Consider the following 15,177-nt stretch of genomic DNA (forward strand, 5'->3'; position numbering starts at 1 on the left):
TCATGCTCAGCGACGACGAGATCCAGTTGATGGAGGCCATCGGGGCCAGCGGCAGCCTGACGCGCGCCGCGGCCAGCCTGGGCAAGGCCCCGTCGACCGTGTCGTACACGCTGCGCCAGATCGAAGGCCGCTTCGACGCCCTGCTCTTCGACCGTCGCCGCTACCGGCTGCAGCTCACGCCCGCCGGCGCCCTGCTGGTGCGCGAGGCCACGCGGCTGCGCGACGACATGCAGCGCCTGACGCGGCGCGTCACGCAGGTGGCCAAGGGTTGGGAGGACCGGCTGTTGATCGTCACCGACGAGCTGATCGCCTTCGAGAGCCTGATGCCGGCCATCCAGGACTTTGATGCGCTGGCTTCGGGCGTGAGCCTGCGCATCACGCACGAGGTGCTGGGGGGCACCTGGGAGGCGCTGGCCGAGGGCCGAGCCGACCTCGTCATCGGCGCGACGAACGAGCCGCCCACGCAGGCCGGTGTGCAGTGGCGTGAGCTGGGCGTGCTGAGCTGGGTCTACGCGGTGTCACCCCGCCACCCGCTTGCCAAGGTCAAGGGGCCGCTGACGGCCGAGCAGATGCAGGCCCACCGCGCCGTCGTCGTGGCCGACAGCTCACGCCGTGGCGATGGCCGAGCCTATGGCCACGGCGCCGGCCAGGCCACGCTGGCCGTGCCGAGCATGACGGCCAAGATTGCGGCCCAGCGCGCCGGGCTGGGCGTGGGCTGGCTGCCGGAGGTGCGCGTGGCCTCGCTGCTCAAGCGTGGCGAGCTGGTGGCCAAGCAGGCCAGCGTGCCGCGCGAGCCCAACACGCTTTACCTGGGCTGGCGCGCCGGGGACGGCCGGGCGCTAGCCTGGTGGTTGGAAAAGCTCGGCGAGCCGCGGCTGTGCGCGCGGCTCGTCAATGGCGTGGACGGCTACGCCTGATCAGGCCGCTCAGGCGGGCAATGCCTTGCGGAAGCCGATGGCGAAGCGGTTCCAGGCATTGATGGTCGTGATCGCCAGTGTCAGGTTGACCATCTCGGCCTCGTTGAACTCGGCCGTGGCGGCGGCGTAGTCGGCGTCGCTGGCGTGGCCCTGGGTGATCAGCGTGATCGCCTCGGTCCAGGCCAGGGCGGCGCGCTCGCGCGGCGTGAACAGCGTCGTCTCGCGCCAGGCCGGCAGCACGTGCAGGCGGCGCTCGCTCTCGCCGGCCTCGCGGGCGTCGCGGCTGTGCATGTCCAGGCAGAAGGCGCAACCGTTGATCTGCGAGGTGCGCATCTTCACCAGCTCGATGAGGCTGGGCTCCAGGCCCAGCTTGGCAATGCTGCCTTCCAGCGTCAGCATGGCCTTGAGGGCGGCGGGGGAGGCGGTGTAGAAGTCAATGCGGGGGGTGGTCATGAGATGCTCCAGCGGGTGGGGTTGGGGTGAACGAATGTTGAATCCCGGGCGCCGCGCCAAGCAGTCCAATCCCGACCAAATCGAGCAGGCCACCGGATGGATCTCCACATCGTCATCGACCGCGACCAGCCGCTGGGCGAGCAGTTGCTGCGCCAGCTGCGCGGCCTGATCCGCAGCGGCCGGCTGGCCACCGGTGCCCAGCTGCCACCCACACGGCTGCTGGCCGAGCAACTGGGCCTGGCGCGTCAGACCGTGGCCGAGGCCTATGAGCGGCTGACGCTGGAGCAGCTCATCGAGGCGCGGCGCGGGCGCGGCAGCTTTGTGCGCGCGCTACCGGCGGCCGAGGCCGAACGGCCCGTGGCAACCACCGCGCGCCTCGCCAGCGCCGAACGCATCGCCGCCTTCCAGGCCCTGCCGGTGCCGCTGCTGCGCTTTGCCGACAACCCGCTGGCGCGCTGGGATTTCATCGGTGGCTCGCCCGAGCCCGCCCTCTTCCCGCACGAGGACTGGCGCCGCCACCTGCACGCGGCCCAGCGCCAGCTCGGCCAGGGCGGCGCGCATGCCCCGCCGGCCGGGCTGGCCGCGCTGCGCGAGGCGATTGCCGAACACCTGGCCTATGCCCGCGGCGTGCGCTGCTCGGCGGCGGACGTCATCGTCACCCAGGGCGCGCAACAGGCCTTCGACCTGCTCATCCGCGTGCTGGTCGGGCCCGGCGATGTGGCGGCCATCGAGTCGCCCGGCTACCCGCCCATCACCGGGCTGCTGCAGGCGCAGGGCGCGCGCATCGCCCCCGTGCCGGTGGACGAACAGGGGCTGGTGACCGACGCGCTGCCGCCCGACGCCAAGCTCATCTACACGACGCCGGCCCACCAGTTCCCGCTCGGCGTGGCGATGGGCATGGAACGAAGGCGTGCGCTGCTGGCCTGGGCCGCGCGCACCGGCGCCGTCGTCATCGAGGACGACTACGACAGCGAGTTCCGCTTCGAGGGCCAGCCGCGCGACAGCCTGCAGGGGCTGGACACGGACGGCCGCGTGGCCTTTGTCGGCAGCTTCTCCAAGACGCTGGCGCCGTCGCTGCGGCTGGGCTATGTCATCGCGCCGCCGGCCTTGCGCGACGCGCTGCTGCACGCCAAGCACCTGGCCGACGTGCACGGCCCCAGCCTGCTGCAGAACGTGCTGGCCCGCTTCATGGCCGAAGGCAACTACCGCAAGCATCTGCGCCGCTGCGTGGCCGAGTATGCACAGCGGCGCGAGCGGCTGATGGCGGGCTTTGCCGGGCCGCTGGCGCCATGGCTGACGCTGCTGCCCGCGGAGGCTGGCTTCCACCAGGCGGCGCTGTTCAAGCCGGGCGTTGCCATCGACGCACCGCAGCTCGCGGCGCTGGCCCGGCGCGTGGACGTGGGGCTGTATCCGCTGCAGGCGTTTGCGGCCGGGCGGGACGGCTTGCTGATGGGCTTTGGGCGCGTCACGCCCGATGGCATAGCCGAGGCACTGAGCCGCGTCGCCGAGCTGCTGACCTAGGCGGCCGGCAGTGTCAGACGCGCGATGCAGCCCGTGGGTGCCGCCGGCAGCAACTCGGCGCTGCCGCCGTGGCGCTCTGCAATCTCACGGGCTATGGCCAGTCCCAGGCCGCAGCCCTCGCCATGGGCCGAGCCGCGCACGAAACGCTCGAAGGCGCGCCCGCGCAGCTCGGGCGTGAGGCCGGGGCCGTTGTCCTCGACGTCCAGCCACACGTCGTCACCCGCGCGGCGCAGCTTGACGGTGATGGCCGCGCCACGGCCGGCATAGCGCACCGCGTTGTCAATCAGGTTGACCAGGGCCTCGCGCAGCAGCAGCTCAACGCCCTGCACGCTCAGGCCCGCGTTGACGATGTCCACACCCAGGTCGCAGCCGGCGGCCAGAGCACGCGGCACCCATTCGGCCGTGACCTCGTGTACCAGGCGGTCGCAGTCCACCGCCGCCCAGCCCTGGGTCGCCACGGCCTCGGGCTCGGCGCGGGCCAGCACCAGCAGCTGTGACACCAGCCGCGCGCCACGCACGGCGCTCTCGTGCACGCGCTCCAGTCGCTGGCGCAGGGCCGGATCGGTGTTGGCCTCCAGCGCCAACTCGGTCTGGCTCTTCAGCCCCGCCAGCGGCGTGCGCAGTTGGTGGGCGGCATCGCTGATGAAGCGGCGCTGCGTGGCCAGGCTCTGCTGCACCTGGCCGAGCAGTTCGTTGACGGCGCCGGCCAGTGCGCTGACCTCGGGCGGCGCGGCGCGCAGCTGCACGGGGTCGAGCGCGTCGGCGCGCCGGCCTTCCACCTGCTGCTGCAGCTCGGCCAGCGGCTTCAGGCCCTTGCGGATGCCGGCCCAGACCACCATGCTCATCAGTGCGATCAGCAGGGACAGCGGCAGGGCCGTGTCCAGCAGCATGCGCTGCGCCAGCAGCTCGCGCGGCGCGCTGGAGCGGGCGATCTGCACGCGCAGCGTCGAATCCGCGGTGCCGGCCGCGCCCAGATGCAGGTCCAGCGACACGACGCGCATGCGCTCAGGCACGGTGGCGTCGAAGAACACCGGCTCGTTCAGCGCTGGCGAGCCTGGTGGCGGCGGCAGGCGTGCGTCGCCCAACAGCAGCTGGCCCGGCGGCGAACTGACCATGTACATGACGCGGTCGTCGGGGTCGGCAGCGAGGATGTCCTGGGCCGAGCGCGGCAGGTCGACAAAGAGGCCACTGGCCGTGGGCCGGATCTGGCGCGCCAGCGCCCGGGCGGCCTGCAAGAGGCTGCTGTCGACCAGCTCGTCGGCATGCCTGCTGGCCAGGCGATAGGCGCCGAAAGCCGCCACCAGCCACAGCACGATCTGCGGCAGCAGCAGCCACAACAGCAGTTGCCGGTGCAGCGAGCGGCCGGCCGGTGAGTTCACGATGACGCGGTGGCTTCGAGCAGATAACCCAGGCCACGCACCGTGCGCACGGCCAGGCCCGAGCCTTCGAGCTTCTTGCGCAGGCGGTGGATGTAGACCTCGATGGAGCCGCCTTCATCGGCGCCCCAGGCCTCGACGATCTGCGCCTTGGTGACGACGCGGTCGCGCTCGGTCAGCAGCAGGTCCAGCAGCGACCATTCGCGCGGGCTCAGCTCCAGCGGCTCGCCGCCGACGCTGGCGCGGCGCGCGGCGCGGTCCAGGCTCAGGCGGCGCAGCTGCTGGGTCTGCGAGGCCGGGCGGCCACGGCGCAGCAGCGCGTGCAGGCGCGCCTCCAGCTCGGGGAAGTCGAAGGGCTTGGTCAGGTAGTCGTCGGCACCGGCCTGCAGGCCGGCGACGCGGTGCTCCAGCGCGTCCAGCGCCGTCAGCACGAGGATGGGCAGGGTGCGGCCGGCCTCGCGAACGCGCTTGAGCACGGTCAGGCCGTCCACCATGGGCAGGCCGAGGTCGAGGATGGCGATGTCGAAGTCCTGCTTGCGCAACAGGTACTCGGCCACGGCGCCGTTCTCGGCCCACTCGACCTTGAACGAGGCGTTAAGCAACTGCTGCTGCAACGCGTCAGCCAGCAGGGCGTCGTCTTCGGCGAGCAGCAGGTTCATGGTTGGCAGACTTTAATGGCGTCGGCGCTAGTGGTTAATACGATATTAAGTTTATTAACTCTCGGTAATGATGCCGTGATGCTCCGCGCCTGCGTCCTTCTTGTCACGTCCCTGTTTGCCGCCGTGGCCCAGGCCGGGACGCCGACGGACGTCGTCCATTGGTGGATCTCGCCCGGCGAGACGGCCGCCAAGCAGGCCTTGGTCGAGGCCTACCGCGCGGCCGGCGGCCAGTGGCGCGAACTGGCGGTGACGGCGTCGGAGCAGGCGCGCGCGGTCGTGCAGGAGCGCGTCGCCGCCGGCAACCCGCCGATGGCGGCGCAGTTCAACCCGTCCCTCGCCCTCGTGCGGCTGGCGCGCGAAGGCCGGTTGCAAGCCATCGACGACGTGGCCGCCCAGGGCCGCTGGGCCGAGGTGCTGCCTGCCGTGCTGATGGACGCCGTGAAGGTGGACGGTCATGTCTACGCCGCCCCCGTCAGCATCCACATGCCGGTGTGGCTGTGGAGCTCCAAGGCGGCGCTGGCCAAAGCCGGCGTGAAGGCCGAGCCGCGCAGCATGGACGAGCTCTTCGCCACGCTGGACAAGCTGCAAGCCGCCGGGCTGATCCCGCTGGCCCACGGCGGGCAGTCCTGGCAGGACCTCAACCTCTTCATCGCGCTGCTGGCCAACCAGGGCGGACGCGACCTGTATCTGGCCGTGCTGCGTGACCGCGATGCCGCGGCCGTGCAGGGCGAGGCGCTGCGCCAGGTGCTGCTGAGCTACAAGAAACTGCGCCGTTATGTGGACCCGGCCTCGCCCGGGCGCAGCTGGGCTGACACGACGGCCCTGCTCGTCAGCGGCCGCGCGGGGCTGCAGTTCATGGGCGACTGGGCCAAGGGCGAATTCGCCCAGGCCGGCCAGCAACCGGGCCGCGACTATGGCTGCACGCCGGGCTTAAGCCCGCGCTCGACCTACATCGTCAGCGGCGACGTGCTGGTCTTTCCCAAGGACAGGGACGGCAGCGCCCGGCCAGCCCAGGCCCTGCTGGCCCGCGTCGCCACTGCGCCCGCCACCCAACTCGCCTTCAGCGCCCGCAAGGGCTCGGTACCGGTGCGCACCGACCTCGACACCCGCACGCTGGACGTCTGCGCCCAGGCCGGCGCCGCGGCGCTGCGCGATGCCGGCCGGCTGGTCGGCAACACGGAATTGCTGCTTGCGCCGGCGCAGCTGACGGCGCTCGAACGCGCGGTCAGCGACTATTGGAACCGCAACATCCCCGTGCAGACGGTGCAACAGACCCTCGCCAGGGTCTTGCAGAACACAGACGACAACAGGAGACAACCTTGACCCGCGTTCACATCCAGGACCTCAGCATCCGCTTCGGCAACCATGAAGTCATCAAGGGGCTGGACCTTGACGTCAACAGCGGCGAGTTCCTCGTGCTGCTGGGGCCCTCGGGCTGCGGCAAGTCGACGCTGCTGCACACCATCGCGGGGCTGAACCAGGTCAGCGGCGGCAGCATCCAGATCGGCGAGCAGGACATGACCCGCGCCGAGCCCAGCCAGCGCGGCGTCGGCATGGTGTTCCAGAGCTATGCGCTGTACCCGACGATGACCGTGAAGGAGAACCTCGCCTTCCCGCTGAAGATGGCCAAGACGCCCAAGGCCGAGCTGGAAAAGCGCGTCGCCGCCGCGGCCGACATGCTGCAGCTGACACCGCTGCTGGAGCGCCGGCCCGGCCAGCTGTCCGGCGGCCAGCGCCAGCGCGTCGCCATCGGCCGCGCGGTGGTGCGCGAGGCCAAGGTGCTGCTGCTGGACGAGCCCCTGTCCAACCTCGATGCCAAGCTGCGCACCGACCTGCGCCGCGAGCTCAAGCTGCTGCACAGCCGCCTGGGCAACACCATGATCTATGTGACCCACGACCAGGTCGAGGCGATGACGCTGGCCACACGCATCGTCGTCATGCACCAGGGCGTCATCCAGCAGATCGGCACACCGGCCGAGGTCTACGAGAGGCCGAACAACCTGCGAGTGGCGGGCTTCGTCGGCTCGCCGGCCATCAACCGCATCGAGGGTCAGGTGGGCGAAGGCGGCGTGTTCGCCTCACCCGCCTTCAGCGTGCCGCTGCCCGCCGTGCTCGCGGCGCGCCCGCAAGGCGAAGTGCTGACGCTGGCTATCCGGCCGGAGAACGTTCGCGTCGGCGCCGGCGAGTCCTTCGAGGCCGAGGTCCAGCTTGTCGAGCCGTTGGGCAACCAGCATGTTGTGTGGCTGAGCTGCGCCGGCATCACCGTGTCCGCCGTGCTGCCGGGTCAGCCTGAAGTGCAGGAAGGCGCCAAGGTGCGCTTCGGCTTCGATGCGGGCAGGACGATGTGGTTCGATGCGGCCGGAGAGCGCATCGAGACCGCGCGCTGAGAGACGAAATGACGCGAGCGCGGCAAACGCTCGAGACCGCTGGAGCAGCTACTTCGGAAGGTATTTCTTAGCGAAGCTTTCGATGAAATCAGCGCCGGCATAACCGGCCGCGATGATCCCGAGGACTGACGTCCCCTTGTCCCAGTCGACGCCATCCTTGCTGCCGTAGATCATGCCCAGATAGGCAGCAACACCTGCAACGACACCGACAAACAGCGAGAACGCGAAGACGACACCCTCGAAGACGTCGGCCAGCTTCTTGCCCTTTTCGTGGGCCTCGTCAAATTGCTTCTTGAGCCCGCCAACAGCGCGCATGCCTTGACCGAAAGCTCCGAGCACAGCGGATAGACCGCAGCCGGCGAGAAGAGTTCCAGCGTCCATTGCAGCACCTCGCGATTCATTGAAGTGCTCGACGCTAATTTCACCCGATCTACAAGACATCCTCAGATTTGCTTAGCGAGCTCCTGGCAAGCACATCGGCGCGCGAGGCCAGCGGCCACTCAACGCGTCGGAATGGAGAAGCGGTAGTCCAGCCCCAGCGCCAGGTTGTCGGCCTTGAACCGGCCACCGCCAGCGCTACGCGCCTCGATGCGGCCGACGCTGAAGTTCAGGGCCAGCCGCTCATCCAGCAGCCAGCGCACACCCGCGCTGGCCTTGGCGGACTTGCCGTGCACATTGGCACCGGCCATCAGCTGGCCGAAGGCCTGCAGGCGCTCATCGGGCCCCGCCAGGGTCTGCACGCCCACGCCGCCGAGGATCTCGGCATAGCCTGGGTAGCCCAGATAGGCGTTGTAGGCCGCCGAGGCCTGCAGGGGCAGATACCAGCGCTGGCCGACGGGGACGTCGAGCTGCAGGCCCAGCATCTGCACTGAGGGGCGGTCGGTGTCCCGGTAGCTCAGGTGCAGGTCCGTCTGGTGCAGCACCGACAGGCGCAGGCCCTGCCAACGGGCCGGGCCGGGTGCCTCGGCGCTGCGGCCGGAACGCAAGTGGTGCGTCAGGCTCAGGCCCCAGGTCTGGTTGCGCGAGCTGCCCTTGGGCGCCCTCATGGTGCCGACGGAGAGCGCCACACCGAGGTCGCGGGTCAGCGAATACTCCGCCGCCACCTTGGGATAGACCAGCAAGCCCGAACTGGTGTCAATCACATCCGACGAATAACCGCCCGAGCCCAGGCCCAGCTGCCCGTACAGCGTGATGTCGGGTGCGACGCGCCAGCGCTGGCCCACCCCGCCCAGCAACTGGTTGTACAGCGGCAGGCCGCTGTAGCCCATGCCCAGGGCGGCAAACCAGTAGCTGTCGGCGCGGAAGAAGTGCGCGTACTGCAGGTCGGCCAGCCGCACCGTGTTCCTGTTCGACCCCTGGGGATCCTGCTGCCGGTAGTTGTCCAGGGACAGCGTCAACATGTTCTCGCCCATCTCCGCGCCAGCACGGTGGTCGTCCACGGCCGGCAAGGGCTGGCCGTGGCCGGAGAACGGCCCTGTGAGGTAGCTGAAGGGCACCTCCAGCAGCAGGCTGGCCTGGGTGCCGTCGATGATGGCCTGGCGGAACTTCAGGCGCGAGACCGTGGCGCCCAGCGTGAACTCGCCGAAGTCATAGCCGAGGCCCGCATAGCCCTTGGCAAAGCCGCCGCTGCCGGACAGCAGCTTGCTGTGCTCGACGCTGCGCCCGCCGCCGCCGCCGCCTGCCGACAGGCCCGCCATCGCGAATACCGGCCCGGCCAACGGGCGCCTGAAGTGCAGGCCCAGGTCCGCGGCCACGAAGCCGCCATAGGCACCCCTGACAAGCGGCGCATAGAAGCCGCCACCCACATAGACGCCGTCGAGCAGCTTGCGGTAGGCGTGAAAGCCCAGCAGGTCGATGGACTGGTCGCCCGGCACCTTGACGGTCTGGTATTCGAGGATCAGCAGGGCCTCGTTGCGGCGCAGCCCGGTGGACTCGGGCAGTTGGGCAGCGGCGCCTCCTGCGCACAGGCACAGGGTTAGGCAGAGCTTCGGGATGGGGCGGAGGTGGAACGGCGTGCAGGGCATGCGGTGGATCGGCGTCTGGACCGGTCGCAGTGTCGCCGCGGACGACGGTGCGAGCGCGGCGTCAGGGCAAGGCGCGTCTTTCGTACTCCTCGACGATCCTTTTCACGGCGCGTGAGCGAATCTGCTCCAGCTCGCCGCTGGCCGCCATGCCGCGCAGGGTTTCCTCGACCCGCGGCAGCAACTCCGCATGCCGCACATGCAGGAAGTGGTAGAGCGGGATGTGCTGCAGCGGCGGATCGAGCGGGTGCACTTCGCCTTGCAGCCCCAGCTGTTGAAGGATGAGCATGCCGCTCAGGCGGTCGTTGACGGCCACATCGATGCGCTCCGCGGCGACCATGCGCATGAGGGCTTCCATCGAAGGGACTGCCGTCACGCGGGCCATGCCCTGGGTTCCCGCCTCGGAGGAGCCCACGCCGCGCACGATGCCGACCTGGTAGGCCGCAATGGAGGGCCAGCCCTGGATCTTGAAATCGAGTTTCTTCACGAAGGCGGCCGGCTCGATGTAGTTGATCGAGGGCCGGACCGCCAGCAACGTCGGGTACTGCGCCTCGACGTTCAGGATGCGCTGGACCTCGCCATCAAGACGCCCCTCGCTGGACTCGAGCAGCGAGCGCAGGGCCGGCACGGCGACGAACTGCAGGTCGATGCCCAGCCGCGCATAGGCGACTTTGAGGATTTCGCTGCCTATGCGCTGATCGGGTACGCCATCCAGCCTGGCCAGCCGCAGCGTGGAGGGCAGCGCGCCCGCGGCGCCGGCATCCAACGCCATCGCAGCCAGGACGGTGCAAAGCATGCGCAGCGGCAGGCGGATGGCGACCACGGTTCCTCCTGGGGCGGCTGTTTCGCCGTGGCCGCCTGCGCAATGCGGCGGACGACCGGCACGATCGAAAAGCCGCCGCCATGCTACGCATCTTTGCAGCGCCCTGGCGCAAGAAACAGTTCGTCAGCGCCCAGGCGGCCGCTTCACTGCGACGGTGCCGAGGCCGCCTGCTCGGGCAGGGGCACCGCCCAGGCAAACCCTTCGACGCCCCGAGCGAAGGCGTCGGACAGCTCCTTGTAGGGGCTCTCCGGCGGCGCCTTCAACAGCACGATGAGGCGATAGCCCCCCTTCACGGCCACATAGCTGACGGCCCGCAGGTCGTTGGGCAGCTTGCCCTCGTAGCGTCCGCCTTCCACGCCGCCCACCAGCACCGGCTTGGCGGCATCGCGGGTCAACTTCTTGTCGAAGGGGTTGCCGATCTTGACCGCGCCATCCAGCGGGTCGTAGGGCTTGGCCGGATCGGGCTCGGCATAGTTCCACAAGACGATGAAGACGGCCTTGGGATCGTCGGTGCGCGAATAGACCGCCAGCCCCGTGGGCTTGCCGGCCTTGTCGGGCTTCTCCTCGCGATTGACCACTGACACGCCCTCGGGAGCGTTGAAGCTGCCGAAGGAGGTTTTCACTTCGACGGCATGGGCGACAGCCGTAGCGCAGAGCAGGCCGCCGGTCAGGGTCAGGACGCAAAGCAGACGACGCATGGTCAGTTCTCCTTGTAGATCCTGACCCAGTCCACCTTCATTTGTGCCGGCAGCGGCGTCGTGGCGTCCGGCGCGCCAGGCCAGTCGCCGCCGACGGCAAGGTTGAGGATGACGAAGAAGGGCTTCTCGAACACCCAGGTGCCGCCAGCGGGCAGCAGCGCGGGCGTGAGGCGGTGATAGTCGACGCCGTCGACCTGCCAGACGATCTCGTTGGGCCGCTTGATGATCGTGTAGGTGTGGAAGTCATCCGCGACCGGCTTGCCGAAGTCGTAGGGCTTGCCAATGCCCTGGGCGCCCGAGTAGCCGGGGCCATGCAGAGTGCCGTAGGTGGTGTTTGGCGTCTTGCCGATGAATTCCATGATGTCGATCTCGCCGGACTTCGGCCAGCCGGCCGTCGCGAGGTCGGTGCCCAGCGCCCAGAAGGCCGGCCAGATGCCTTGGCCGGACGGCAGCTTCATGCGCGCCTCGACCTTGCCGTAGGTGAAGCCGACCTTGCCATTGGTGTGGATGCGCGCCGACGTGTAGTCACAAGGCTTGGCGTTCCAGCAGGGGCCGGCGTTGCTGGCCTTCTCGGCCGTGATGACGAGCATGCCGCTGCCGTCCATCTGCGCGTTGCGGGCGTTGGACGTGTAGTACTGAAACTCGTGGTTGCCCCAGCCGCTGTTCTCGGCGTTGCCGATGTCGTAGTTCCAGTTGGCGGCCTTGGGCACGGTGCCGGCGGCAGCGTCGAACTCGTCGCTCCAGACCAGGGTCCAGCTGTTGGATGGCGCTGGGGCCGGCGCGGGGGTGGGCGCGGGGGCCGGCGCAGCAGTGGCCGAACCGCCACCACCGCCGCAGGCTGTCAGCACGAAGGCGATGGCCGGCAGCACATGGCGCCAGGGGCTGGGAGCGGGAGTGATGTGTTTCATGTTTGTCTCCGTAGTTGTCGTGTCAGGCGTCGTGCCTTCCCAAGGGGCGCCGCGGAACTGGCTTTGCCAGGCCGCTGGCGACGCCCCCTTGAGGGGCCGGCGCAGCCGGTAGGGGGTGGGCCTATCCCCGCCAATCGCGCAGGAAGTCGCGGTACCACTCGGCGCTGGCCTTGGGCGTGCGGGCTTGCGTCTCGTAGTCGACGTGCACGATACCGAAGCGCTTCAGGTAACCGCTGGCCCATTCGAAGTTGTCCATCAGGCTCCAGACCATGTAGCCGGCCATGGGCACCCCCTGCCGCATGGCGCTGGCTACCGCCGCGATGTGATCGCGCAGGTAGGCAATGCGGTCGTCGTCCTGCACGCGGCCGCCCACCAGGGTCTCGTCCTTGAAGGCACCGCCGTTCTCGGTCACGTAGACGGGCGGCAGGCCGGGGTAGTCGCGGTGCAGCAGCACGAGCAGGTCGGTCAGGCCGTCGGCATAGATCTCCCAGCCCATGTCCGACACCGGCAGGCCGCGCTCCTCGGGCTTCCAGTCCGCGCCGCTCGCCGACACGACGGTACGGGTGTAGTAGTTGACGCCGAGGTAGTCCATCGGCTGGGCGATCGCGGCCATGTCGCCGGCATGCACGACAGGCGCGTCTCCACCCAGCTCGGCCATCACCTCCTCGGGATAGCTGCCCTTGAACAGCGGGTCGGCATACCAGCGGCGGCTGCGGGCGTCGGCCATGGCCGCGGCGGCGACGTCCTCGGGCATGGCGGTGGCCGGCACGGTGGACGACAGGTTGAGCACGATGCCGAGCTGGCTCCTGGCGCCGTCGGCCCGCAGCGCCTGCAGGGCCAGGCCGTGGCTGAGCAGCAGGTGGTGGCAGACCTGGATGGCTGTTCTGCGGCTCTTGATGCCGGGCGCGAAGTTGCCCTGCTCATTGCCCAGCACGGCGACGACCCAGGGCTCGTTGTGCGTGGTGATGCCGTCGACGCGGTCGCCGATGCGGGCCTGCACATGGCGGGCGTAGTCGACGAAGCGGTGCACCGTATCGCGGTCGTTCCAGCCGCCGCGGTCCTGCAGGCCCTGCGGCAGGTCCCAGTGGTTCAGCGTCGCGAAGGCCTGGATGCCGCGTCGTTTAAGGCCATCCACCAAACGCTCGTAGAAGTCCAGGCCCTTGGGGTTGAAGTCGCCGTAGCCCTTGGCCTGCACGCGCGGCCAGGCGATGGAGAAGCGGTAGCAGTTGACGCCCAGCGACGCGATCAGGTCGAGGTCTTCGTCGAGGCGGTTGAAGTGGTCGCATGCCACTTCGCCATTGCTGCCGTCGGCAATAGCGCCGGGCTGCCTGCAGAAGCGGTCCCAGATGGACTCGCCCTTGCCGTCCGCGTGGGCGGCGCCTTCGATCTGGAAGCTGCTGGTGGCGACGCCCCACACAAAGTTGGGCGGAAATTGCTGGTGCAGAGGGCGGTGCAGAGGAGTCATGGACTGTTCTTATTTGACGGCGCCCGCCGTGAGGCCGGCGATGAGCTGGCGCGACGAGATGACGAAAAGGACGAGCAGGGGCAGCGTCGCGATGGCCGAGCCGGCCATCAGGGCGCCCCATTCGGTGCTCGTGGTGCTGAAAAGGCTGCGCAGGGCCAGCGGCAGCGTGTAGTTCTCGGCCGTGCGCATGACGATCAGCGGGTTCATGAAGTTGTTCCATGAACTGATGAAGGTGATGAGGCCGAGCGTGCCCAGCGCCGGCTTCATCAGCGGCAGCGCGATGCGCCAGTAGATGCCCACCTCGCTGCAGCCGTCGATGCGCGCGGCGTTGATCAGCTCGTGCGGCACCGTGCTGGCCGCGAACTGGCGCATCAGGAAGATGCCGAAGGCGCTGGCCGCACCCGGCAGGTACAGGGCCCGGTGGGTGTCTATCCAGCCCAGCGTGTCCATGACCATGAAGGTCGGAATCATGTTCATGAAGGCGGGCACCATCATGGTCCCCATGACGAGGGCGAACAACGCCTTCTTGAAGCGGAACTCCAGCATCGCGAAGGCATAGCCGGCCATGGAGCAGAACAGCAGCGTCAGCGCCGTGGACATCAGGCCGACGTAGAGGCTCCAGCCGACGTTCTTCCAGAACGGCAGGCGCGTCGTCAACACGGCGATGTTGTTGAGCAGCTCGGTGCTGAAGAACAGCGGCGGCGGTACGTTGAAGATGTCGGTGCGCGACTGGGTCGCGAACACGAACATGAAATAGAACGGCGCCAGCATGATCAGCGCACCAGCGCCGACAACCGCGTAGGCCGCGTACTTCGGAACCCTCTTCATGCCTGCACCCGCCTGTCCGCAAAGGCCTTGTTGGTCAGCCAGGTCAGCAGCGCGATGACGCCGAACATGATCCAGGCCAGCGCACTGGCGCCGCCGAAGTCGCTGAAGTCGAAGGCCTCGCGGTAGAGGTACATGGCCACCGTCATGGCCTGCTGGTCGGCACCGCCCTTGCCATTGGTCAGGATGAAGGGCTCCTCGAACAGCTGCAGCCCGCCGATCAGGGACAGGGTGACGCCGAACAGGATCATGGGCTTGAGGCTGGGCAGGGTGATGCGCCAGAACTGCTGCCAGGCGTTGGCGCCGTCGAGCTTGGCGGCCTGGTAGAGGTCGTTCGGGATGGTCTGCAGCGCGGCGAGATACAGCACCAGGTTGAAGCCGACGTAGCGCCAGAACACGACGAGGGCGATGGCTGGCTTGATGGCCTCGGGGGAGCGCATCCAGTTGATGTTCTCCATGCCGAACATCGCGTGCAGGGCCTGGTTGATCAGCCCGTAGTCGTTCGAGAACAGCGAACCGAACAGCATCGCGATGGCGACCGTGGATGTGATGTAGGGCAGAAAGTAGGCACCCGAGAACAGGCCACGCCAGCGCCCGAAGGCCTGGTGCAGGAAGACGGCCAGCGGCAGCGCGACGATGTGCTGGGGCGCACCGGACGCAAAGGCCAGCCACAGCGTGTTGCGCAGTGCCTTCCAGAACCAGCCGTCGGTCAGCGCGAAGACGAAGTTGTCGAGGCCGACAAACTTCATCGAGTCGATGCCGCTGGTCGGCTCCCAGGACTGGAAGGCCAGCCAGGCCGAGAACAGCAGCGGGAACAGGCCGAACACGGCGAACAGGATCAGGAAGGGGCTGACCAGGAGGTAGGGCGTCCAGGAGGCAGGGATGCGCATGAGGTCAGCGCTCCGCGAGCTGTCGGAGGTTGATGCCGATGGCCATGCCGGGACGTCGCCCCGGCGGGCGACCTTCTTTCTGAGCGACCAGAAAGAAGGCAAAGAGTCGCCCCCGAACCGCCCGGCCCTTAGCTTCGCAGCGGGCTGCCCTGCGTGCCTTGCCGCTTGCAAGCGGCAAGTCCTTCGTCAGGCGTCGCACAGCACGCAGGTGCTGTGCTCGGTCCTGCCTCAGTG

Annotated in this window: 15 protein-coding genes; 4 read left to right on the top strand and 11 right to left on the bottom strand. The window is 68.8% G+C overall.

Annotated elements, in window-relative coordinates; genetic code table 11:
• Positions 1 to 2 precede the first annotated feature (2 nt).
• Positions 3 to 917 carry a LysR family transcriptional regulator gene (locus AC1DW0_RS23895; protein WP_477948398.1) on the top strand — a complete coding sequence of 305 codons (915 nt, stop codon included), beginning with the start codon at positions 3 to 5 and terminating at the stop codon, positions 915 to 917.
• A gap of 9 nt (positions 918 to 926) precedes the next feature.
• On the opposite strand, the gene AC1DW0_RS23900 is transcribed toward AC1DW0_RS23895, so the two are convergent.
• The gene (locus tag AC1DW0_RS23900) at positions 927 to 1,370 is read right to left on the bottom strand and encodes a carboxymuconolactone decarboxylase family protein (RefSeq protein WP_056193646.1); all 444 of its coding nucleotides are present in this window, start codon (positions 1,368 to 1,370) and stop codon (positions 927 to 929) included.
• A 96-nt stretch (positions 1,371 to 1,466) separates the two neighbouring features.
• Between AC1DW0_RS23900 and pdxR the strand changes: the two genes are divergently transcribed.
• Entirely contained in the window at positions 1,467 to 2,891 is a 1,425-nt protein-coding gene (pdxR, locus tag AC1DW0_RS23905; RefSeq protein WP_477948400.1) for a MocR-like pyridoxine biosynthesis transcription factor PdxR, read from the top strand.
• Here pdxR and AC1DW0_RS23910 read toward each other — a convergent pair.
• Both AC1DW0_RS23910 and AC1DW0_RS23915 read right to left on the bottom strand, forming a co-directional pair.
• Complete coding sequence (locus AC1DW0_RS23910; RefSeq protein WP_457390383.1) at positions 2,888 to 4,270, bottom strand: sensor histidine kinase; 1,383 nt, start codon at positions 4,268 to 4,270, stop codon at positions 2,888 to 2,890. The genes pdxR and AC1DW0_RS23910 overlap by 4 nt on opposite strands.
• Positions 4,267 to 4,926 (bottom strand): response regulator transcription factor, encoded by a 660-nt coding sequence (locus AC1DW0_RS23915; RefSeq protein WP_056193638.1) that lies wholly within the window; start codon positions 4,924 to 4,926, stop codon positions 4,267 to 4,269. The genes AC1DW0_RS23910 and AC1DW0_RS23915 overlap by 4 nt, the downstream gene beginning before the upstream one ends.
• A 78-nt stretch (positions 4,927 to 5,004) precedes the next feature.
• On the opposite strand from AC1DW0_RS23915, the gene AC1DW0_RS23920 reads away from it, so the two are divergent.
• Positions 5,005 to 6,249 carry an ABC transporter substrate-binding protein gene (locus tag AC1DW0_RS23920; protein ID WP_477948403.1) on the top strand — a complete coding sequence of 415 codons (1,245 nt, stop codon included), beginning with the start codon at positions 5,005 to 5,007 and terminating at the stop codon, positions 6,247 to 6,249.
• Entirely contained in the window at positions 6,246 to 7,313 is a 1,068-nt protein-coding gene (locus tag AC1DW0_RS23925; RefSeq protein WP_457324473.1) for an ABC transporter ATP-binding protein, read from the top strand. The genes AC1DW0_RS23920 and AC1DW0_RS23925 overlap by 4 nt, the downstream gene beginning before the upstream one ends.
• Positions 7,314 to 7,361: 48 nt before the next feature.
• On the opposite strand, the gene AC1DW0_RS23930 is transcribed toward AC1DW0_RS23925, so the two are convergent.
• The 8 genes from AC1DW0_RS23930 to AC1DW0_RS23965 form a co-directional block, all read right to left on the bottom strand.
• Entirely contained in the window at positions 7,362 to 7,694 is a 333-nt protein-coding gene (locus AC1DW0_RS23930; protein ID WP_457324472.1) for a hypothetical protein, read from the bottom strand.
• A 119-nt stretch (positions 7,695 to 7,813) separates the two neighbouring features.
• On the bottom strand, positions 7,814 to 9,337 hold the full coding sequence (locus tag AC1DW0_RS23935) for a hypothetical protein (protein WP_477948406.1): 1,524 nt from the start codon (positions 9,335 to 9,337) through the stop codon (positions 7,814 to 7,816).
• Between the two features lie 61 nt (positions 9,338 to 9,398).
• Entirely contained in the window at positions 9,399 to 10,157 is a 759-nt protein-coding gene (locus tag AC1DW0_RS23940; protein ID WP_457351784.1) for a substrate-binding periplasmic protein, read from the bottom strand.
• A 143-nt stretch (positions 10,158 to 10,300) separates the two neighbouring features.
• Positions 10,301 to 10,855, bottom strand: a complete 555-nt coding sequence (locus tag AC1DW0_RS23945; RefSeq protein ID WP_477948408.1) for a hypothetical protein — start codon at positions 10,853 to 10,855, stop codon at positions 10,301 to 10,303.
• Between the two features lie 2 nt (positions 10,856 to 10,857).
• Positions 10,858 to 11,763, bottom strand: coding sequence for a glycoside hydrolase family 16 protein (locus tag AC1DW0_RS23950; RefSeq protein ID WP_457351787.1), 906 nt, complete (start codon positions 11,761 to 11,763; stop codon positions 10,858 to 10,860).
• 121 nt (positions 11,764 to 11,884) lie between these two features.
• Entirely contained in the window at positions 11,885 to 13,228 is a 1,344-nt protein-coding gene (locus AC1DW0_RS23955) for a GH1 family beta-glucosidase (RefSeq protein ID WP_477948411.1), read from the bottom strand.
• A gap of 9 nt (positions 13,229 to 13,237) precedes the next feature.
• On the bottom strand, positions 13,238 to 14,056 hold the full coding sequence (locus tag AC1DW0_RS23960; protein ID WP_457321293.1) for a carbohydrate ABC transporter permease: 819 nt from the start codon (positions 14,054 to 14,056) through the stop codon (positions 13,238 to 13,240).
• Complete coding sequence (locus tag AC1DW0_RS23965; RefSeq protein ID WP_477948414.1) at positions 14,053 to 14,943, bottom strand: carbohydrate ABC transporter permease; 891 nt, start codon at positions 14,941 to 14,943, stop codon at positions 14,053 to 14,055. The genes AC1DW0_RS23960 and AC1DW0_RS23965 overlap by 4 nt, the downstream gene beginning before the upstream one ends.
• Positions 14,944 to 15,177 lie beyond the last annotated feature (234 nt).

The sequence above is a fragment of the Roseateles sp. P4_D2 genome, from assembly GCF_056401875.1.